Origin of the sequence: Acinetobacter lactucae (assembly GCF_013344765.1) — a bacterium.
GTDB classification, from domain to species: domain Bacteria; phylum Pseudomonadota; class Gammaproteobacteria; order Pseudomonadales; family Moraxellaceae; genus Acinetobacter; species Acinetobacter lactucae_A.
In genome coordinates, this window is record NZ_JABVBF010000001.1 from 43,278 (window position 1) to 64,361 (window position 21,084).

The window sequence follows — 21,084 nt, forward strand, 5'->3', positions numbered from 1 at the left end:
GATTAAACAGCCTGACCGTAACCAACAACAAGGTGCAAAAAGCAACCGTCCAGCAATTAACGACGAGATCCGTGCAAAAGAAGTACGCCTCGTTGGTGCTGACGGTGAGCAAAAAGGAATTGTTTCATTAAATGAAGCACTGCGCGCTGCTGAAGAGGCAGATCTTGACCTAGTTGAGATCGTTGCAAACGCCGAGCCGCCTGTTTGTAAAATTATGGATTACAACAAGCACTTGTTTGACCTTAAGCAGAAGCAAAAAGATGCGAAGAAAAAACAGCATCAAGTGCAAGTGAAGGAAATCAAACTGCGCCCTGCAACTGATGTTGGTGATTATCAAGTTAAGCTTCGTGCTATTTTGAAATTCCTTGAAGAAGGAAACAAAGTGAAAATCACCTTACGTTTCCGTGGTCGTGAAATGGCTCACCAACAACTTGGCTTAGCTCAATTACAAAAGATTGAAGCTGATGTCGCTGAGTTTGGGGTTGTGGAACAAGCACCTAAAATGGAAGGCCGTCAAATGGGTATGTTACTTGGACCGAAAAAGAAAAAGTAATACTCAAAAAAAGCACTGCAAAAGCAGTGCTTTTTTATAACCGCATTACAATAATAAAGATGATTTCACTTTTCTCTATTCAGTTCTATTTAAGATAATTGCTATATTTTGAAAGAAATTCAATTCTTGAATTTTATGTATTTTTTAGTGTTGGAAACCTCATCGCCCCTCTTAAAACATGCTATAACGCAAGACGCAGTCATGATAACGATGAATAGGAAAATAGAATGATTGATCTATATTATTGGGGAACTCCCAATGGACATAAAATCACAATTGCCTTAGAAGAAATGGGACTGGATTACACCCTTTACCCAATCAATATTTTAGAAAATGATCAATTTCAGCCAGACTTTCTGAGAATTTCTCCAAATAATAAAATTCCGGCAATTGTTGACCAGAATGGACCTCGTGGCGAGCCAATTTCGATATTTGAATCAGGTGCTATCTTGCAATATTTAGGACGGAAAACGGGATTATTTTATCCAACCGATGAGCAAGAGCGAGTTGAAGTTGAACAATGGCTCATGTGGCAAATGGGTGGGCTAGGGCCTATGCTTGGGCAGAATCATCATTTTAACCGTTTTGCATCAGAAAAAATTCCATACGCGATAGACCGCTATGTAAATGAAACTAAACGTTTATATGGTGTATTAAATAAACAGCTCATTGGTCAGAAGTTTGTTGCAGGTGAATACTCTATTGCTGATATGGCAATTTTACCTTGGATCTTGCGCTATGAATGGCAGGGTATTCAATTAGAAGATTATCCTTATGTACAAGAATATATTGTTCGCTTGACGGCACGTCCTGCGATACAAAAAGCATTATCAATTAAAGTTATCTAATTCTTATTGGTACCTTAATGAATAAAGTGAAAGGTGATTTGGTCTAATTTAATATGCTAAGTTACTTTTTACTTTTTTTGAGTGCTTTTGGGGCGGCCACATTATTACCGTTACAATCCGAAGCTGTGCTCGCCACCTTGTTATTAAAAAAAGAACATTCTGCTTTCCTTCTAATTTCTATCGCCACTTTCGGAAATGTACTGGGCTCGTGTGTGAACTGGTGGCTAGGTTTAAAAATAGAGCAGTTTAAACACAAAAAGTGGTTCCCGGTTTCTGAAAAACGTTTAGAACAAGCTCAACGTTTTTATCATAAGTATGGATTTTATTCGCTGCTTCTAAGTTGGACACCAGTGATTGGAGATCCAATTACTTTAGTTGCTGGTTTATTCAAAGAAAATTTTTGGCGCTTTTTAATTATAGTTTTGATTGCGAAGGCTGGGCGTTATATTTTTATTTATTGGGTGATTACAGATTTTATTTAAAATAAAAGCATCCGAAGATGCTTAAATTAAAATGAATTCATTAGTCTTCTGAGCTTTTAGTAATATCGACTTTAAATAAGTCATTGGTTTTTAGCCAACAGAAAGTAACAACGACCAAAGTCATACAACCACCAAAAATAGTTGCTGTAATCGTTCCCAAATATTTTGCTGCCAAACCTGATTCAAATGCACCAAGCTCATTACTTGATGAAACGAACATTCCGTTTACAGCAGCTACGCGACCACGCATATTTTCTGGCGGGAAAATTTGCAAAATAGTTTGTCTAACTACAACCGAAATACTGTCACAAGCACCTGTCATCGCCAGTGCAAATAGAGATAACCACATATTTTTCGAGAAGGCGAATAAAATGGTGAATACTCCAAAACCGGCTACGGCAAGTAACATGTTACGCCATGCATGCTGAGTTGGTGGGAAACGAGTCAAAGCAATCATAGTGACGAGCGCACCAATAGATGGTGCCGCACGCAAATATCCCAGTCCTTCTGGACCAACTTTCAAAATATCTTCTGCGAAAATTGGCAATAACGCGATGACTCCACCAAATAGAACAGAAGCTAAATCAAGAGAAATCGCCCAAAGAACAATTTTGGTTTTCCAGATAAAACGAAAACCATCTCCTAAACTTTCTAAAACATTCGCAGTTTCTATTTTAGGAAAACTACGCTTATGCAGTAAATTAATTAATATAAAACAAATGCCCAGTAACGTCGCAACACTAAATAGGCTGGTTTCTCGGCCTAAATAGGCCAGCATAAAACCACCAAGCATAGGTCCAATAATTACACCACTTTGCCAACCAATTGTCGTCCATGTTGCACCATTTGCATACAGCTCACGGGGAATTAAAAATGGCTTTAAAGATGTTGCAGAAGGATTGTAAAACCCACGTATAGTACCTAAGCCAAAAATAACAGCATAAATACCCCAAGAAAGGAAATTTACGCTGATATGACCTAAACCATGCAGATGGAATAGCAACCAAAGAACTAAAGGAAGAGGAACCGAAAAAAACAAACAGATTTTCATAATAATTTGTTTATTAAACCTATCTGCAAAATAGCCACCCCAAAGAGAAAGCGCAATAAAAGGAATGGCTTCAGCAAGTCCTATTAAACCTAGAGTCAGTGGGTCTTTGGTGATTCGATAGAGTGAGTAAGCAACAATAATTTCTTGAATCAGAATTGCTAAAGTTAAGCAAAATTGATTAATCGTAACAATTGAGAAATCTCTATAGCGTAAGGCGGCAAATGCATCATGTTTCTGCATTGGGAATATCATATGTTGATAATTTGATCGTATTATAAATGGAAAAAAGCCCAGGTGCTTTATTTATTATTGATATCGCTGCCACAGTTGAAATCGAAAAGTCTTTCTTTGCACCTATAAAAACCGTAACTAATAGTTTTAATTTTAGTCAGCATGCTATAAAATACGCGCTTCCTTACCTGCAGGTCGATTTTGCAATGGTGCAATCGCGCCGAACAGGTGCCTAAAAGAGGTTACTATGGCTAAGTTAAAAACTCGCCGTGGTGCAGCTAAACGCTTCAAAGCGACTGCAAACGGTTTTAAGCGTAAACAAGCGTTCAAGCGCCACATCTTGACCAAAAAATCTGCTAAACGTATCCGTCAATTACGCGGCTGTGTAATGGTTCATGTTTCTGACATGAATTCAGTTCGTCGTATGTGCCCATACATCTAAGGAGATTATAAATGGCTCGTGTAAAACGTGGTGTAGTGGCTCATCGTCGTCACAAAAAAATTCTTGCTCGCGCTAAAGGTTACTATGGTGCTCGTTCACGCGTTTACCGCGTAGCGTTCCAAGCGGTAATCAAAGCTGGTCAATACGCTTACCGTGACCGCCGTCAAAAGAAACGTCAATTCCGTGCTTTATGGATTGCGCGTATCAATGCTGGTGCTCGTCAAAACGGTTTGTCTTACAGCCGTATGATCGATGGCTTGAAAAAAGCTCAAGTGATCATCGACCGTCGCGTATTAGCTGACATCGCTATGCATGATGCAGTAGCATTTGCTGCTTTAGCTGAAAAAGCTAAAGGTGCATTAGCTGCATAAGCTTAGAGATTCAAAGAAAGACCGCTTTTTAGCGGTCTTTTTTTATTTTTAGTGGTCCTAATTTAAAAAAGATAATAATCAGAGATAAATGATGAAAGACGAAAAATTTCTTAATGATTTAATTCAAAAAGTACAGCAAGGTCACCAATTCAAATATCTATACTTCTGGGGGCATACTCCTAAACAAGCTGATCTTGTTGATAAAAGTTGTTTTAGCCAGTGGTTTCCTGCGCAATTTAAAGTGGAAGGTGATGAATACTTTACTGCTGAGCATTATATGATGGCGCAAAAAGCAAAAATATTTAATGATGAAGAAATTTTGCACGGATTTTGCAAGTTAAACATCCTAATGAAGCCAAACAGCTAGGTCGTAAAGTACGTAATTATGATGAACAGATATGGCGAGAAAAACGTTTTGACATGGTGGTGCAGGCGAATTTTGCTAAATTTTCACAGCATCCTGAGTTGAAAAAATTCTTATTAGCAACGAAAGATTGTATTTTGGTTGAAGTATCTCCAGTCGATAAAATTTGGGGTATTGGTATGGCGCAAGACCATCCCTATATCCAAGATCCATCTCTATGGCAAGGACTAAATTTGTTGGGTTTTGCTTTAATGCATGTTCGAGAGCTGCTTTTAACTCAATAAGTTTATATTAAACAAATTAATGCTTAGCTTTGAGAAGTACTTAGGTATGGAGGTAGTTTGAAAACATTGAACGAAAGAGAGATCCGTATAGCTACCTTAGATGATGCATTATCTATTGCAGAAGTGCATGTAAACGGGTGGAAAGAAACCTATACTGGTATGCTTAAGCAAGAAATATTAGATGAGCTTAAAGTATTAGATAAAGAACTTTTATGGAAAGAAATAGCCACAAGCCCTAATCATAAGTTGTTTATCTATACTGAAAAGGGTGTAGTAAAAGGCTTTCTCGATGGTTATCTAAATCCGGAAAATAATATTGCTGAGATTCTTGCTTTTTATCTTTTAAGAGAAGTTCAAAAACAAGGCATAGGCCGTGAGTTATTCCAAAAGTTCTATCAATGCGCTTTAAATCAAGGTTATGCTTTTATTCGTTTAGAAGTTTTTAATAAAAATCCAAGCCGGTTTTTTTATGAAAAAATGGGAGCCAAATTAATTGGGGGAACCGAACTACCTGAGTTCGGCCCCGAAATAACAGAACTATTTTATCAATGGGAGCTTTAATCTTTAAAGACCAAAATAATAAGCCAAAGCACAAATAATAATCGTCAAAACAATCAGCTTAATCACGCCTGAACCATTACCTTTATGATGGTGAGACTTGAGATGCTTTGGATTTTCATTTGGTTGCTCAAATGGAGAGGCTTTAACTACGGGCACCATCTGAGCCGCCTGATAATGGTTGGCAACCTTTACGATAAGTTTGGCAAACAAATCATCAGTTTTTTGCGTAAAGTTTCTTAAATTGATGAGTTGCTCTTGGTCTAGCTCTTCTCCTAAAGGATCATTTGCACTACGTTTCTTTTGTTCTAAATAGTCGGCTAATGCTTGAGTACGAGATAAAAGTTGATGAGCATAATCTGCGGGATAACTCTCAGGAATTAATGCAAGTTTTGGCTCTAAGCTTTTAATATTTGTACCATCAAAAAGAACATTTTGAAGTTCTGGTTCCTCAAAGCCTGCTGCATATTTACTATGAAATAATTCACTATCCATAAAATCAGCTATTTCTTGCCATAGCGGATTTTTTAAATCAGCTTCAATTTTTTTTGATAATTTTTCATTGAGTTCAAAACGCCAGAAAGTTTCTAAACGAAGCTCACAGGTTTGTGAGGCAGGGGCTTCAAACTCATTATCATTGTTATACCATTCGGCAAGCTCATGGCCAAAAATCCAAGCAAACTTCTTATCATTCTGATGGCTCACGATAAAATGAGTATAAGGTAAGAGCTCGACATTACCGTTTGGATTTTGCTCTTCATTGAGAAGGCTTGATAAATGTAAGCTGAGTTTTGAGGTGCCTTGTTTTTTTAATGCTTCTAGCCAGACTTGAAAGTGTTGGGCCAACAAATGTTGAGAAGTTAAGTCACGAAACTGAAAACTATGATGGTCGAAAATATGATGTTGTCGCCATTGGTTAAAGCTTAAATTCTGACGGAGGTATTCATTACCGTATGTCACAAGCGTAAGTTGTTGTTTCCAAATCCGATTAAGCGCCATAATAGTTGATCTCATTGACGATGCTATTATCTTATACGTTTTATCTTTTTGTTGCCTAATACATTTTTCATGATGGATAAACTTCATCAATTCGATGAAAAACTGTTAGAATGCAGTGTTTTATTATATTTTTTAAATTTGTTGCTTTGAGAGTTAATATGTCACTGGAAGCCCTGACCACAGAAGCGCTTGCTGCCATTGCAGCAGCTCAAGACCTTGTTGCACTTGATCAGGTGCGTGTGCAATTTACAGGGAAAAAAAGCCAGCTTGCAGAACAATCGAAAGCATTAGGGAAAATGGACCCTGAAGAACGCAAAGTACAAGGTGCTGCGATTCATGCTGTTCGAGAAACAATTAATACTGCATTAACAGAGCGTCAAGCGGTATTACAACAGGCAGCACTTGCACAAAAGCTAGCAAGTGAAACGATTGATATTACATTGCCGGGCCGTGGTCAACGTATTGGTACAGTCCATCCTGTTACTCAGGTACAAGAACGAATTTGTCAGTTCTTCACTAAAGCTGGTTTTACAGTTGCGACTGGTCCAGAAGTTGAAGATGACTATCACAATTTCGAAGCATTAAATATTCCTGGTCACCATCCAGCACGTGCTATGCACGATACTTTCTACTTTGATGCCACTCACCTACTACGTACGCATACCTCTGGGGTACAGATTCGTACAATGGAAACAAGTGAGCCACCAATTCGTATCGTATGTCCAGGTCGTGTTTACCGTTGTGATTCGGATCAAACGCATTCGCCAATGTTCCATCAGATCGAAGGTTTATACGTTGCTGAGAACACCAGTTTTGCTGAATTAAAAGGTTTATTGATTAACCTACTGAATGAATTTTTTGAGAAAGATTTAAAAGTACGTTTCCGTCCATCTTATTTCCCATTTACAGAGCCTAGTGCAGAAGTAGATATCATGGATGAGCGTGGACGTTGGTTAGAAGTATTAGGCTGTGGCATGGTACATCCAAATGTATTACGTGCTGCGGGTATTGATCCTGATAAATACAAAGGCTTTGCTTTTGGTTTAGGGGTAGAGCGTTTTGCAATGTTGCGTTATGGCATTAATGATTTGCGTATGTTCTATCAAAATGATGTGCGTTTCTTACGCCAATTTGCCTAACAGTTTTTCAGGATTAAAAAAGGTTTATAAAGATGAAGATTAGCGAAAATTGGCTACGTACATGGGTTAACCCGGCAATTGATAGCGAGACATTGTCTGATCAGTTGACCATGCTTGGTCTTGAAGTTGATGAACTCGCGCCTGTTGCAAAGCCATTTACTGGTGTCGTGGTCGGCGAAGTTTTAACAGTTGAGCAGCATCCTGATGCAGACCGTTTGCGTGTGACAACAGTGAATATTGGTTCAGGTGAGCCTTTACAAATCGTATGTGGTGCACCGAATGTTCGTGCGGGCATGAAAGCTCCAGTTGCAACAATTGGTGCTGTATTACCCGGCGATTTTAAAATCAAAAAAGGTAAACTTCGTGGAGTTGAATCACAAGGCATGCTTTGTGGTGCTTCCGAAATTGATCTAGAAGATAAAATCGATGGTTTACTCGAGCTACCTGATGATGCTCCGGTAGGGGTAAACATCCGTGAATATCTAAAACTTGATGATAACATCATTGATATTAGCATTACACCAAACCGTGGTGACTGTTTCAGTATTCGTGGAATTGCACGTGAAATCGCTGTAATTAACCAACTACAAATGAATGAGCCTGAAATCAAATCGGTTGATGCGACAATCACTGATGAGAAAAAAGTAGTAATCAGCACGGATGGTGCTCCACGCTACTTAGGACGTGTAGTTAAAAACGTTAATGTAAAAGCTGCAACACCAGAGTGGATGGAGCAAGCTTTATCTCGTTCAGGAATTCGCACGCACAGTATTCTGGTTGATGTGACGAACTATGTCCTCATGGAATTGGGCCAACCAATGCATGCTTTCGATCTAGCTAAAATCGAAGGAACTGTACATGTGCGTCAAGCTCAGCCGCAGGAAAAATTACAGCTTTTAAATGATCAAGAATTTGAATTAAAAGAAGATATAATGGTTATTGCTGATGACCAGAAAGCTTTGGCAATTGCCGGAATTATGGGCGGTCTAGCATCTAGTGTAACCGATGATACAACTGACATTTTCTTAGAAAGTGCTTTCTTTGCGCCACTTGCTATTGCTGGACGTGCTCGCCGTTTTGGTTTACACACAGATTCTTCGCAGCGTTATGAACGCGGTGTGGATTTTGAATTACCGTTAATTGCAATGAATCGTGCTTCTCAGCTTATTCAAGAATTGGCGGGCGGTGAGTTTGGCCCAATTACTGTAGCTGAAAAAACTGATCTACTTCCTAAACGTGAAGCAATTGACCTTAAGCAGGCTCAGGTAGACCAATTATTAGGATATCAAGTCGCGGGTGAGTTCATTGCTGATGCTTTAACTCGACTAGGCTGTGAGGTAACTGTTAAAGCTGAAGGTGAGTGGAGTGTAATCCCTCCGTCACATCGCTATGACATGGCTATTTACCAAGACTTAATTGAAGAAGTAGCGCGTATTGATGGTTATGACAATATCCAAATTAGTTTACCAAGCATGGATGTTAAATTAGCTAAATACAAAGACCGCTTTGAAATTGCAGAGTTACGTCAAACTATCGTAAGTTTAGGTTATCAAGAAGCAATTAGCTTTAGCTTTGCCGATGCAAAACTTGAAAAGCAATTAAACCCACAAGTAAATCCATTAATGCTAGCAAATCCAATTTCAAGTGATTTGGCTGCAATGCGTAGTACTCTACTTTCAAGTTTAATCCCTTGCGTACAATATAATCTCAACCGCCAGCAAAGCCGTGTTCGCTTCTTTGAATTAGGGTTACGTTTCGATTATCAAGATGCTAAAAGTATTGAAGATCTAAAACAGATTCCAACTTTGGCTTTGGTTGCTGTTGGCTCGCAACAACCAGAGTCTTGGCATGTTAAACCTCAACCAATGGATTTCTTTGATTTCAAAGGTGAGATAGAGGAGATCTTGGCTGCTGGTCGTGTAAGTGTTGAATATGTACGTTCTGAGCGTGCATGGTTGCATCCAGGGCAATCAGCTGAAATTTTAGTAGACGGTAAATCAATTGGTTATCTAGGCCGTTTGCATCCATCACTAGAAAATGAACTTGATTTAAGTACCACATGGGTTGCGGAACTCGATCAAACAGCTGTTTTGCAATCTTATGTATCTAATTTTACAGAATTATCACGTTTTCCTTCAGTTAGACGTGATATTGCGCTTTTAATCTCTGATAATATAAATGTTAGAGATATTCAGCAGTTAATCGAACAAACTGGTGGAGAACTTTTAGACTCTACATGGTTATTCGATGTGTATACGGGGCAGGGTGTCGAAGAAGGTAAGCGCTCATTAGCGTTTGCGTTATTATGGCAACATCCTTCACGTACGCTTGAAGATGCTGAAATTAAATCTGGTATGGACAATATAATCCAAGTGTTGGAAAACACTTATCAAGCGACATTGAGGGCCTCATGACAGCATTAACTAAAGCAGACATGGCTGATCATTTAAGTGAGTTAACCAGCTTAAATCGCCGTGAAGCAAAACAAATGGTCGAGTTGTTCTTCGACGAAATTAGCCAAGCGCTTATTGCCGGGGAGCAGGTTAAGCTTTCTGGTTTTGGTAATTTTGAATTAAGAGATAAACGCGAACGCCCAGGACGTAATCCTAAAACAGGCGAGGAAATTCCAATTTCTGCACGCCGTGTAGTGACCTTCAGAGCGGGTCAGAAGTTTAGACAACGCGTTGGAAATGAGCAGATCGATTGATCTGCTTTTTTTATATTTTAGATAGCTTTATATAATTTTATTTGGCATCAATATAGGGTCATTTAATATTAGAAAATCAAAATTTAGACGTAAAAAAAAGAGGACAAAATGTCCTCTTTTTTCACGTCTAATCTAGAATATAGATTAGTGTGCAGCAGAAGCAGCAACGTCAGAAGCAGCAGCAGCAACGTCAGAAGCAGCAGCAGCAACGTCAGAAGCAGCAGCGTCAACAGCTACAGCAGCTTCAGAAGCAGCAGCAGTAGCTTCAGAAGCAGCAGCTACAGCTTCAGAAGCAGCAGCAGGAGCTTCTTCTTTCTTAGAACAACCAACGAAAGCTAAAGTAGCAGCAACAGCAGCAGCAACAGCGAATTTTTTGAATAACATGGCATCACTCTCACAAAAAAGATTTGAGATTAAAAAAACCTAAGTTGGACTGTTTTGCTTTTATTATTCCTAAAACGTAGCTAGGTAACAACGCATGGAGCAGTCTAACTGGTCTGCCGCTATGCTATCACTGCAAATGTTGAAATACTACTGTCGTCTGTCAAAAAAATGTATGAAAAAGAGAAAAACAGACTGTTTTTTAACAGAAAAAAACAATTAACTAGCTCGGATATATTGGAAAAGGTAGAGGTAAGCTACTAAAAAACTTAATTTTTTTTAGATAATAATATTTATTATCAAAAACTTATAAATAATTTTACATAAAAATGAGCAAAATGTGTTTTTGTGTAAATTCTGTCAACCAAATAAAAAGCCACTCTTTTGAGTGGCTTTTTATTAGAGATTTAATCAGTTAAGTGGAAGCTTTGCGTTTCATTTGATCAAAGAAATCATCATTTGTTTTGGTTTCTTTCATACGGTCAAGTAAGAATTCCATTGCTGCTAATTCATCCATAGGGTGAAGGAGCTTACGGAGGATCCATACTTTACGTAATTTATCATCATCCATTAAACGCTCTTCACGACGTGTGCCAGACTTTTTAATATTCATGGCAGGGAAGACGCGTTTTTCAGCAATACGGCGATCAAGCGTAATCTCTTGGTTACCTGTACCTTTGAATTCTTCATAAATTACGTCATCCATTTTACTGCCTGTTTCAATCAAAGCAGTTGAGATGATCGTAAGTGAACCACCTTCTTCGATATTACGTGCAGCACCGAAGAAGCGTTTAGGGCGTTCTAATGCATGAGCATCCACACCACCCGTTAACACTTTACCTGATGAGGGAATAACGGTGTTGTAAGCACGTGCAAGACGAGTAATGGAGTCAAGCAAAATCACAACATCTTTTTTATGTTCAACAAGACGTTTTGCTTTTTCAATTACCATTTCTGCAACTTGTACATGGCGAGCTGGAGCTTCATCAAATGTTGAAGCAATCACTTCACCGCGAACGGTACGTTCCATTTCCGTTACTTCTTCTGGACGTTCATCAATCAATAGAACAATCAGGAATACTTCTGGATTATTTCTAACAATTGATTGAGCAATATTTTGAAGTAACATTGTTTTACCCGCTTTTGGCGGTGCAACAATAATAGAACGCTGACCTTTACCAATTGGGGCAACTAAATCGACAACACGAGCAGTTAAGTCCTCTGTTGTACCATTACCTAATTCCATAACCAATTGTTCGGTCGGGAAAAGGGGGGTTAAGTTTTCAAATAAAATTTTATTTCGAGAATTTTCTGGCGTGTCGTAATTAATCTGGTTAACTTTGAGCAACGCAAAATAACGCTCACCTTCTTTTGGAGGGCGAATAGTACCTGTGATGGTATCACCTGTACGCAAGTTAAAGCGTCGGATTTGTGAAGGACTCACATAAATATCATCCGGACCTGCTAAATACGAACCTGCGGCAGAACGCAAAAAACCAAAACCATCAGAGAGAATTTCGAGAACGCCGTCACCAAAAATTTCTTCGCCATTCATCGCATGGCGTTTCAAAATGGCAAAAATAATATCTTGCTTTCTGTTACGAGCCATACCTTCCAGGCCCATAAATTCAGCAATTTTAATTAGTTCGCCGATTGGTTTTTTCTTGAGTTCAGTTAAATTCATAAGGGTCAGAATTAGGAAAGAGTAGAGTGTGGTTTAAAAAGAAGAAAAATCGCTCGCATACAAAAAAGATTATCGCAATTGTATTTACACAATAACAATTCAGAAGTCTGATTAATTGTTTCAAAGAGAAATGTGAAAAAACAATTTCTGTTGCCGAGTGGCGATCTTTATGTTTGTGTCTTGTAAGAAGCCGGACGAAGATGATTCCCTTCAGTGCCTCTTGAGCATGCAATATAAGCCAGCCTAGCTAATTTGTCAATTTATAGCCGAAAAAAATACGCTATAAAAAAGTATAGCGTATTTTCTTTTTTAGCATTTTGACTTAAACGTTTTCATCAATAAAGCTAACAAGTTTAGAGCGAGGTACAGCACCAATTTGTTGAGCCACGACTTCACCATTTTTGAAAAGTAATAAAGCAGGAATATTACGAATGTTGTATTTCACTGCGGTATCTTCGCAAGAAGTTACATCAACTTTAACAATTTTTACTTTACCAGCATATTCACTTGATAGATCTTCAAGAACAGGTGCGATTGCTTTACAAGGTGCACACCATCCTGCCCAGAAGTCAACAAGTACAGGTGTTTCAGCATCTAAAACATCTGTTTGGAAGTTATCATCAGTTGTATTTACAATAGTCGCAGACATGGTACGGCTCCAATTTTTTAGAAAAAGTGCTATTACAGGAGAAATTATCTCTATCAGTATTACATAGCTACTTAGTTCAATGTAAGGGTTTGATGCTATTATTCAAGGCTTAACTAAATTTGTCTAATGGATGCTCACGATATTCATCATCGACTTGTACAATTAACTTATAAAATAGAAAAATATAATTCACAGCTAATTGTTGATGAAAATGACTTTTCAATTGCATTCTTGTGAATTACTCTAGGCGTGAATTGTTATGGGTTTAGTTCAATAATGTCTGACTTTCTGATTGATGAAGAATTACTTGCCGCCATAGATATGGGGTCGAACAGTTTTCACCTTGCAATTGCACGGGTAGACCATGGTGAAGTTAAAAAAGTTGCTTCGATGTCAGAAAAAGTACAGCTCGCAGCTGGTTTAGATGAGAATAAAAACTTAACAGAAGCCGCTCAGCAGCGTGGTTTGGCATGTTTGGCGCGTTTTGTTGGAAGACTAAGTTCTGTTCAGCCAAATCGCTTAAGAATTGTGGCGACTAATGCCTTGCGTCAAGCAAAAAATGGTCATGAATTTATTCAAAAAGCGGCAGAAATTTTGCCTAAACCTATTGAAATTATTGCTGGACGAGAAGAAGCACGTCTGATTTATCTTGGTGTATCGCATACCATGGCAAATGGTGGTCGACGTTTAGTTGTAGATATTGGTGGTGGTTCTACTGAGTTCATTATTGGCGAAGAGTTTGAACCTATTTACACAGAGTCATTGCAAATGGGATGTGTGGCTTATACAAAAGCCTACTTTGCTGATGGTGAAATCACACAAAAAGCCTTTGATAAAGCAGTAGTTGCTGCGCGTAAAGAACTTTCAGCTATTGCAACAACTTATAAAATGGAAGGCTGGGATACTGTAGTTGGTTCTAGTGGAACCATTAAAGCTTGCCGCCAAATTATGGTGAATATGGGCTTGAGTGATGAACAAGAAAATGTCACTCGAGATGGTTTATATAAACTCAAAGATAAATTACTTAAGTTTAAAAATATTTCTGAAATTGATTTTGAAGGACTTCGAGAAGACCGACGAGCAGTTTTGCCAGCCGGATTGGCAATTTTGTACGCAGTTTTTGAAGTTTTAGAAATCGATCGTTTGGCATATTCTGATGGTGCATTACGTGAAGGAGTCATGTATGACCTATTAGGCCGTTTTAAACATGAAGACATCCGTGATCGTAGTGTACAGGCTTTAATGGGTCGTTATAACGCAGATCCAAAACAAGCAGAACGAGTTGTGAATACAGCACAACAATTATTTGATAGTGTTGCGGAGTCGCTTAATTTAACGAGTGAAGACAGTGACTTACTGCGTCGAGCTGCGTATTTGCACGAAATTGGTTTGGCAATTAGCCATGGTGGTTATCACCGTCATGGTGCTTATTTATTGCAGCATTCTGATATTCCGGGTTTCTCACAAATTGATCAAAACCATCTTTCACATTTGGTTGCTCACCACCGTCGTAAATTGCGAAATGATGTAAAAAACGAAATTTTGAAGGCTGGTGGAAATAAATTACTTTATCTATGTTTATTACTTCGCCTAGCAGTTTTACTCAACCATAGTCGAAGTGATCAGATGCTTCCTGCCATTGAACTGACCATCATAAATGATCAACAATGGCAGCTTAGTGTTTCTGGTGATGCCAAACAATGGCCATTGTTAGTTGCCGACTTGCATGATGAGCAAGAGCAGTTTAAGCATTGGGACATTGAATTGAATATTCAGTCGGAAAAATTTATCGATTAAAGGGATAATATTCGACCTATGAAAAAAGCTACTCAGTCCAAAGCGTGGACAACGGTTCAAATTGCACGTCATCCTGATCGTCCGCAGTTTCTAGATTATGTCGGTGAAATCTTTACAGAGTTTGATGCCTTGCATGGTGATCGTTTGTTTGGTGACGATGGTGCGATGGTAGGTGGTCTTGCTCGTTTTGATGGTCAGCCTGTGATGGTCATTGGACAACACCGTGGTCGTAGTACCCGTGAAAAATTAAAGCACAACTTCGGTATGGCTAACCCAGAAGGTTACCGTAAATCTCAACGCCTATTAGATATGGCTGAGCGTTTTAATCTTCCAGTTTTCACATTTATTGATACGATGGGCGCATACCCAGGTGTTGGTGCTGAAGAGCGTGGACAAGCTGAAGCAATTGCAACGAGTCTTGCTCAACTTTCAAGTTTGAAAGTTCCTGTTGTTGCAACAGTACTCGGTGAAGGCGGTTCAGGTGGTGCTTTAGGTATTGGTGTTGCTGACAGAGTAATCATGTTGTCGCATAGTATTTATTCTGTGATTTCACCAGAAGGCTGTGCATCTATTTTGTGGAAAACTGCTGAAAAAGCAGCTCAAGCAAGCGAAGCTTTAGGTTTGACAGCAGATAAATTACAATCTCTAGGTATTGTTGAATATGTAGTAGATGAAGGTGAAGGGGCTCATTTAGACCCTGAGCAAGTCATGCAAAACTTAAAAGTAGTTTTGAAGCAAGCTTTGGAAGAGTTGCTACCAATGGATGCAAATGAACGATGCGAAGCACGTTATCAACGTTTAATGAAGTTTGGCAGCGAAAATTTAGGCATCACGTCTTAAAGCAGGCTCAAGAGTTTTCAGAAAATAGTTCTTTTCTTATTGGATGTAGTGGTGGCATGGATTCAATGCTGCTACTACATTTGATGTCTCAGATTTTCCCTCAAAAGATCCGAGTAATTTACATAGATCATCAACTGCAATCAAAAAGTGCAGAGTGGGGTAAACTTGTTGCTAAACAGGCCACGAGTTTAAATATTCCTTATATTATTCAAAAAGTTCAAGTTACTGACGGTAATTTGGAAGCTCAAGCACGTCAGGCACGTTATCACGCTTATCGGCAGCATTTGCAAGCCAATGAAATTTTAGTGCTTGCTCATCATCAGCAAGACCAAGCTGAGACAGTAATGTTACGCTTATTATCGGGTGCAGGTGTTGATGGGCTAGCTGCTATGCAGGCTATTGATTATCGCGTAGATATCACAATTTGGCGCCCTTTTTTGGATTTGACCCGTGAGCAAATTGTCGAATGGGCTACTCAGCTTGAGATTGAGTATGTAGTTGACCCTACAAATTATGATATTCATTATGATCGGGCATGGTCGCGTGAGGAACTTTGGCCATTCTTACAAAACCGATTTCCAAAAATGCAACAAGCCCTTAGTCGTACCAGTTATTTGATGCAAGACGCTTCTGAAATTTTAGAAGAAGTTTTAAAAGTTGATTTGCAAAATTGTGGTACGGACGAATGTTTGGATTTAACTCAGCTATTAAAATTATCCTCTGCTCGTCAGCGTCAATTGCTTTCAGTTTGGATGAAAGGTGAGGGACAATACCGGCCCGCATTTGAAATGGTTGAGCGTTTAAAAAATGAAGTGATTGATTCCAAGTCTGATGCACAAGCGGCATTACACTGGAACCAGTTTTATTATGTTCGTTATCAACATCATCTTTATAGGTTGAGTAAGCAAGTTTTTCTTGCAGAAAAACTAAACCCAGTTGAAACCGAGACAGAGCATTATTTCCAAATGGGGGAAATAGTGCATTACGCTTCAGGATATTTTCAAATTACACAAAAAAAAATGGGGTTATCTTCATCTTTATTAAATAAAAGTTTAAAAATAATTCGACGACAAGGTGGGGAAAAAATCCATTTATATGGTCGAGTTGGGCAATGGCCTTTAAAAAAAGCAATTCAAGAGGCACATATTTTGCCTTGGCTTCGTCATACAATTCAAATATTAGTCGTAGATAATGTTATGCTTGGGGTTTTTACACCGAAAGGATTTTGGTTGGCTCAGTCTCCGTATTGTGAGCAAGGAGGATGGCAACCAGATTTAATTTCTTATTCTTGTAATCTGGTAAATGGCGAATATGGTTATGACAAGTGCAGTAAATAGTAATATCTGTTTTATTGGTGGTGGTAATATGGCCCAAGCTTTGATTGGTGGGCTCATTTCAAGAGGTTTACCGCCAACACGTATTACCGTTTCAGATCCTGTTGAGCAAATCCGCCAACTATTGCAAGAAAAAGAAGTCCATGTGACACAAGATAATGTAGCTGCAATTAAAAATGCTGATGTCGTTGTATTGGCAGTAAAACCACAAGTTTTGGCGACTGTTTTACGTCCTTTAAAAGGACTGTTATCAGATAAATTGGTTATTTCAATTATTGCTGGTGCTGAAATCCAAACGATATCAAACTTAATTGATAGCAACCGAATTGTTCGAGTTATGCCAAATACACCAGCTCTAGTTCAGACGGGTGCGCATGGTATCTATGCAAATGATGTAGTAGGTACTTCAGATCGTGAATTAACAAGTCAGATTTTAGCAGCCACAGGCTTAACAATTTGGGTAAACTCCGAAGCTCAAATTGATGCAGTAACAGCGGTTTCTGGCTCTGGTCCTGCATATTTCTTCTATCTCATGGAAAGTATGATTCGTGCGGGTAAAAATTTAGGGCTTGATGAAAAAGTTGCAACTGCGTTGACTCTTCAAACGGCATTAGGTGCAGCTCAAATGGCAATTACCAGTTCAAATACTCCTTCTGAACTACGTAAGAACGTAACGTCACCAAATGGTACAACTCAAGCTGCACTTGAAGTTTTTGACCGTGCACAAATCTCCCAAAATATTCAATCTGCATTGGCTGCTGCACAGAAGCGTAGTCAAGAATTGGCTCAAGAATTGAGTGACAGTGCGAAATAGCTTAAATAGGATAAGACAACTATGGGTGCAAATTCTGCGCTAATTTTTGGAATTTTAATTAATGTCGCAATTTTATTGGTCTTTTTCCGTTTTTTAATGCAATTAGCGGCAGTAAGTCCTTATAATCCTGTGGTTTTATCGACCGTAAAGGCGACTAAGATTGTTGATATTTTTGGCCGAATTTTTCCAACGGTCGCAAAAGGCCGATTTAATTTGGCTGCGTTGGTTCTTTTAATTATTTTATATTTACTGAAAATTTTCGGTGTGATGTATCTTTCTGGTTCTATGCCAAATAGTCCGGTTCATTTAGTGATTCTGACATTTGTGACGATGATTCAAGATTTGATTCGTTTCTGTCGTTATTTAATTTTTGCAACAATCATTTTGAGTTGGGTGGTGATGTTCACTCAATCGCGTTCACCTTATATTGAAGTAATTCAAGATTTAGCTGAACCATTACTCGCGCCATTCCGTCGTATATTACCTAATATGGGAATGATTGACTTATCTCCAATTTTGGCGTTTTTGGCGCTTTATATTGCCGAGATTTTAATGAATGAAGTGGCTAAAGTTCTTTTAACGGGACTTTAAGTTAACGCAAAAAAAGGGCTGTATTTCACAGCCCTTTTTTATTTTTGCTAATTAATGAGCATCATCCCAATTTAGCCCTTGTCCAACTTCAACAACTAAAGGCACAGAAATTTTTACTACTGATTCCATGACATTTGCGATTTGCTTAGAGAGCTCTTCGGCAATATTTTGATCTGCTTCAAATACTAATTCATCGTGTACTTGAAGAAGCAACTTGGCTTGATCTTTTGGCAAGATTTTATCGACTTCAATCATTGCAAGTTTAATGATATCAGCCGCACTACCTTGTAAGGGCGCATTGATCGCAGCACGTTCAGCAGCCTTACGTATCATCACATTTCGTGCATCAATATCAGGCGTATAAAGACGACGACCTAAAATAGTTTCAACAAACCCTTGTTCCGATGCTACTTGGCGGGTACGTTGCATGTATTCGTAAATGCCAGGATAGCGTTGGAAGTATTGTTTGATATAGTTCTGTGACTCTTGACGTGTGAAACCTAACTGACGAATTAAACCAAACTCAGACATACCATATAGTAGACCAAAGTTAACAGCTTTCGCTTGACGGCGTTGGTCATTGGTCACATCTTCAATTGCAATACCCAATACTTCTGCTGCAGTGCGGCGGTGAACGTCTTGTCCATGCTGAAATGCATGTACTAAAGCTTCATCTTGAGAAAAATGAGCCATTAAACGTAATTCAATTTGCGAGTAATCGGCAGCCAATAGTACTCGACCTTCTGGCGCAATGAATGCTTTACGAATTTGACGCCCAATTTGTCTACGAATTGGAATATTTTGTAAGTTAGGATCAGAAGAGGAGAGACGGCCTGTCGCTGTAAGTGCTTGATGATAGCTCGTATGTACGCGATGCGTGTCGTTATGAGATTGTTCAACTAAACGATCTGTATAGGTACTTTTTAGCTTTGCTAAACCGCGATGCTCTAGAATAATTTCCGCTAAAGGATGTTCAATTTTTTCTAAAACACTTTCACTGGTGCTGTATTGTCCAGTTGCAGTTTTTTTACCGCCTTTAATTCCTAATTTATCAAATAGGATTTCGCCTACTTGTTTAGGTGAAGCAATATTAAAAGTTTCATCTGCAATTTCCATCGCTTGATTTTCAAGCCCTTCCATCGTTTTTGCAAATTCAACGCTTAATTTATCTAAAAAGGCATGATCTAGACGAATACCATCTTCTTCCATACCCGATAAAATACGGGCAACTGGCATTTCGATGTTATATAAAATATTTTCTAGCTCAGGAAATGGCTTAAGTTTGTTTGAAAGTACTTCATATAAACGATAAGTCACATGGGCATCTTCTGCAGCATAGTGAGCAGCAACTTCAATCTCAATTTGATTGAAAGTCTTTTGTTTAGCACCCTTACCAGCAATTTGCTCAAAGGTGGTGGTTAAGTGGCTTAAGTAGACACGAGCTACGTCATCCATGCCATGACGAGTCGCTGCTGCATTCAATACATATGATGCAAGCATGCTATCGAAATACCAGCCTTTAAGTTCTATGCCATGATTAGCAAAGATATGGGCATCATATTTAAGGTGATGACCAATTTTTTTAACTGCTTCATTTTCTAGCACAGGCTTAATTTGAGCCAGAATTTGATTACGATCTAGTTGCTGCGGCGCATTTTCATAATTATGCGCTAATGGAACATAGTAGGCATCTTTCGCATCAAATGCGATTGAAAAACCGACCATCTCGGCAATACGGTAGTCCAGACTTGTAGTTTCTGTATCAATAGCAAAATGATCTGCATTTTGCATGTGTTGCCAGAGCTGATCCCATGCTTCTTGGGTTAAAACAGTATGATAATTTGCTGTTCCAAGCTGGTCATCTTGACTAGTTAAGCTTGCTTGATCTTCAGTTTCTATAGATTCAGCAGGTTTAACTTCATTTTGAACAACAGTCTGTGAAGCTTGTTGTTTATAAGTAGAACTGTTTGGATTGTTTGGATGATCAAGTGACTGTAACTGATTTCTAAATTCAAGCTCAGTATACAAATTACGTAGAGCCTCTACGTTTGGATCAGTAAGCTTTAACTCATGCCAGTCGAGTTCTAAAGGAAGATCACAGACAATGCTAGCTAGCTGATGATCAAGCTTAATATTGTCTAAATTATCTTTAATATTTTGGCTCAGTTTGCCTTTAAGCTGGTCTGCATTGGCAATGATATTATCTAAAGTGCCATATTCAGTTAGTAACTTAGCTGCTGTTTTTGCACCTACGCCAGGCACACCCATGATGCCGTCAGATGCATCGCCCATGAGGGTTAAGTAGTCGATAATTTGATTTGGCCAAACCCCAAATTTTTCAAATACACCGTCCGTGTCGAGTACGCGATCTTTAAAGCTATCTTCAAGTTTTACATGATCATTGACGAGCTGAGCCATGTCTTTATCGCCGGTTGAGATAAGTACATGATGGCCTTCGAGTACGGCACGTTTAGCGAGCGTACCGATAATGTCATCTGCCTCTGCACCCGGAAGACTATATAAAGGAATTCCTTGCGCTTTAATCAATGCATGCAAATATGGAATCTGTTGAGATAACTCTTCCGGCATGGTTGGGCGATCACCTTTATAAATAGGTGAAAGCTTGTGGCGGAAAGTTGGCTCAGGCGTATCAAAAATGACGGCCATATGTGTTGGCTGCATACGGCGCATTAATTTTTGAATGGCAGAAATTGCCCCACGTATTGCATTGGTATGTAACCCTGTAGAGGTTGTTAATGGTGGTAATGCATGGTATGCACGAAATAAAAAATAGGACCCATCAACCAAGACAAATGGTGGCATTGAACAATTCCTTAATCTGAATTACGGGTATTTTACGTGAAAACGGCTATGAATGCAGGTTTATGATTTTTGCAGTATTTTGTATGTATAAATATACGCTTGTATTGGCTTGAAGTAAGATGACCTGTAATGAAGGTGTCAT

At 38.8% G+C, this 21,084-nt stretch carries 22 protein-coding genes and 1 pseudogene; 17 read left to right on the top strand and 6 right to left on the bottom strand.

Features of this window, described 5'->3' with window-relative positions; all coding sequences use genetic code 11:
- The first annotated feature begins 1 nt into the window (after position 1).
- The 3 genes from infC (at position 2) to HUN22_RS00215 (ending at position 1,883) form a co-directional block, all read left to right on the top strand.
- Complete coding sequence (infC, locus tag HUN22_RS00205) at positions 2 to 553, top strand: translation initiation factor IF-3 (RefSeq protein WP_075383312.1); 552 nt, start codon at positions 2 to 4, stop codon at positions 551 to 553.
- 227 nt (positions 554 to 780) lie between these two features.
- Entirely contained in the window at positions 781 to 1,401 is a 621-nt protein-coding gene (locus tag HUN22_RS00210; protein WP_174726071.1) for a glutathione S-transferase N-terminal domain-containing protein, read from the top strand.
- 53 nt (positions 1,402 to 1,454) lie between these two features.
- Positions 1,455 to 1,883: a YqaA family protein gene (locus HUN22_RS00215; protein WP_087089903.1), complete on the top strand. Its 429-nt coding sequence runs from the start codon at positions 1,455 to 1,457 to the stop codon at positions 1,881 to 1,883.
- A gap of 40 nt (positions 1,884 to 1,923) precedes the next feature.
- Here the strand turns inward: HUN22_RS00215 and nreB are convergent, their stop codons facing one another.
- Positions 1,924 to 3,174 (bottom strand): nickel resistance MFS transporter NreB, encoded by a 1,251-nt coding sequence (nreB, locus tag HUN22_RS00220; protein WP_174726072.1) that lies wholly within the window; start codon positions 3,172 to 3,174, stop codon positions 1,924 to 1,926.
- Between the two features lie 38 nt (positions 3,175 to 3,212).
- Between nreB and HUN22_RS00225 the strand changes: the two genes are divergently transcribed.
- The 5 genes and pseudogenes from HUN22_RS00225 (at position 3,213) to HUN22_RS00245 (ending at position 5,187) form a co-directional block, all read left to right on the top strand.
- On the top strand, positions 3,213 to 3,401 hold the full coding sequence (locus HUN22_RS00225) for a hypothetical protein (protein WP_174726073.1): 189 nt from the start codon (positions 3,213 to 3,215) through the stop codon (positions 3,399 to 3,401).
- 11 nt (positions 3,402 to 3,412) lie between these two features.
- The gene (gene rpmI / locus HUN22_RS00230) at positions 3,413 to 3,607 is read left to right on the top strand and encodes a 50S ribosomal protein L35 (protein ID WP_002054552.1); all 195 of its coding nucleotides are present in this window, start codon (positions 3,413 to 3,415) and stop codon (positions 3,605 to 3,607) included.
- Positions 3,608 to 3,618: 11 nt separating this feature from the next.
- A complete protein-coding gene (gene rplT / locus HUN22_RS00235) occupies positions 3,619 to 3,978 on the top strand; it encodes a 50S ribosomal protein L20 (RefSeq protein WP_000124858.1) in 360 nt (119 codons plus the stop codon).
- Between the two features lie 91 nt (positions 3,979 to 4,069).
- Positions 4,070 to 4,626, top strand: a pseudogene (locus HUN22_RS00240) (NADAR family protein).
- A 57-nt stretch (positions 4,627 to 4,683) separates the two neighbouring features.
- Positions 4,684 to 5,187, top strand: coding sequence for a GNAT family N-acetyltransferase (locus HUN22_RS00245; protein ID WP_174726074.1), 504 nt, complete (start codon positions 4,684 to 4,686; stop codon positions 5,185 to 5,187).
- Between the two features lie 3 nt (positions 5,188 to 5,190).
- Here HUN22_RS00245 and HUN22_RS00250 read toward each other — a convergent pair whose 3' ends face one another.
- The gene (locus HUN22_RS00250; protein ID WP_174726092.1) at positions 5,191 to 6,183 is read right to left on the bottom strand and encodes a hypothetical protein; all 993 of its coding nucleotides are present in this window, start codon (positions 6,181 to 6,183) and stop codon (positions 5,191 to 5,193) included.
- A gap of 158 nt (positions 6,184 to 6,341) precedes the next feature.
- Here HUN22_RS00250 and pheS point away from each other — a divergent pair, with 158 nt between their 5' ends.
- Genes pheS through HUN22_RS00265 form a run of 3 tightly spaced genes read left to right on the top strand, consistent with a single transcriptional unit; the run spans position 6,342 to position 10,029 of the window.
- Positions 6,342 to 7,322 (top strand): phenylalanine--tRNA ligase subunit alpha, encoded by a 981-nt coding sequence (pheS, locus tag HUN22_RS00255; RefSeq protein ID WP_174726075.1) that lies wholly within the window; start codon positions 6,342 to 6,344, stop codon positions 7,320 to 7,322.
- Positions 7,323 to 7,354: 32 nt separating this feature from the next.
- Positions 7,355 to 9,736: a phenylalanine--tRNA ligase subunit beta gene (gene pheT / locus HUN22_RS00260; protein ID WP_174726076.1), complete on the top strand. Its 2,382-nt coding sequence runs from the start codon at positions 7,355 to 7,357 to the stop codon at positions 9,734 to 9,736.
- Positions 9,733 to 10,029, top strand: coding sequence for an integration host factor subunit alpha (locus HUN22_RS00265; RefSeq protein WP_000126166.1), 297 nt, complete (start codon positions 9,733 to 9,735; stop codon positions 10,027 to 10,029). Before pheT ends, HUN22_RS00265 begins: the two co-directional genes overlap by 4 nt.
- 144 nt (positions 10,030 to 10,173) lie before the next feature.
- Here the strand turns inward: HUN22_RS00265 and HUN22_RS00270 are convergent, their stop codons facing one another.
- Complete coding sequence (locus HUN22_RS00270; protein ID WP_086264983.1) at positions 10,174 to 10,413, bottom strand: hypothetical protein; 240 nt, start codon at positions 10,411 to 10,413, stop codon at positions 10,174 to 10,176.
- Positions 10,414 to 10,507: 94 nt separating this feature from the next.
- Between HUN22_RS00270 and HUN22_RS00275 the strand changes: the two genes are divergently transcribed.
- Positions 10,508 to 10,633, top strand: a complete 126-nt coding sequence (locus HUN22_RS00275; protein WP_174726077.1) for a hypothetical protein — start codon at positions 10,508 to 10,510, stop codon at positions 10,631 to 10,633.
- 192 nt (positions 10,634 to 10,825) lie between these two features.
- On the opposite strand, the gene rho is transcribed toward HUN22_RS00275, so the two are convergent.
- Positions 10,826 to 12,094, bottom strand: coding sequence for a transcription termination factor Rho (gene rho / locus HUN22_RS00280; protein WP_016144371.1), 1,269 nt, complete (start codon positions 12,092 to 12,094; stop codon positions 10,826 to 10,828).
- A gap of 322 nt (positions 12,095 to 12,416) precedes the next feature.
- On the bottom strand, positions 12,417 to 12,743 hold the full coding sequence (trxA, locus tag HUN22_RS00285) for a thioredoxin (protein WP_174726078.1): 327 nt from the start codon (positions 12,741 to 12,743) through the stop codon (positions 12,417 to 12,419).
- A 276-nt stretch (positions 12,744 to 13,019) separates the two neighbouring features.
- On the opposite strand from trxA, the gene ppx reads away from it, so the two are divergent.
- The 5 genes from ppx to HUN22_RS00310 are packed head-to-tail and all read left to right on the top strand — an operon-like array spanning position 13,020 to position 18,119.
- Positions 13,020 to 14,540, top strand: coding sequence for an exopolyphosphatase (gene ppx / locus HUN22_RS00290; RefSeq protein ID WP_087089891.1), 1,521 nt, complete (start codon positions 13,020 to 13,022; stop codon positions 14,538 to 14,540).
- Between the two features lie 18 nt (positions 14,541 to 14,558).
- Entirely contained in the window at positions 14,559 to 15,380 is an 822-nt protein-coding gene (locus HUN22_RS00295; protein WP_016142167.1) for an acetyl-CoA carboxylase carboxyltransferase subunit alpha, read from the top strand.
- The gene (gene tilS / locus HUN22_RS00300) at positions 15,317 to 16,717 is read left to right on the top strand and encodes a tRNA lysidine(34) synthetase TilS (RefSeq protein WP_174726079.1); all 1,401 of its coding nucleotides are present in this window, start codon (positions 15,317 to 15,319) and stop codon (positions 16,715 to 16,717) included. The genes HUN22_RS00295 and tilS overlap by 64 nt, the downstream gene beginning before the upstream one ends.
- On the top strand, positions 16,692 to 17,528 hold the full coding sequence (proC, locus tag HUN22_RS00305) for a pyrroline-5-carboxylate reductase (protein ID WP_005804294.1): 837 nt from the start codon (positions 16,692 to 16,694) through the stop codon (positions 17,526 to 17,528). The genes tilS and proC overlap by 26 nt, the downstream gene beginning before the upstream one ends.
- A gap of 21 nt (positions 17,529 to 17,549) precedes the next feature.
- Positions 17,550 to 18,119: a YggT family protein gene (locus tag HUN22_RS00310; protein WP_016142164.1), complete on the top strand. Its 570-nt coding sequence runs from the start codon at positions 17,550 to 17,552 to the stop codon at positions 18,117 to 18,119.
- Between the two features lie 51 nt (positions 18,120 to 18,170).
- On the opposite strand, the gene polA is transcribed toward HUN22_RS00310, so the two are convergent.
- On the bottom strand, positions 18,171 to 20,942 hold the full coding sequence (polA, locus tag HUN22_RS00315) for a DNA polymerase I (protein WP_174726080.1): 2,772 nt from the start codon (positions 20,940 to 20,942) through the stop codon (positions 18,171 to 18,173).
- Between the last annotated feature and the right edge of the window lie 142 nt (positions 20,943 to 21,084).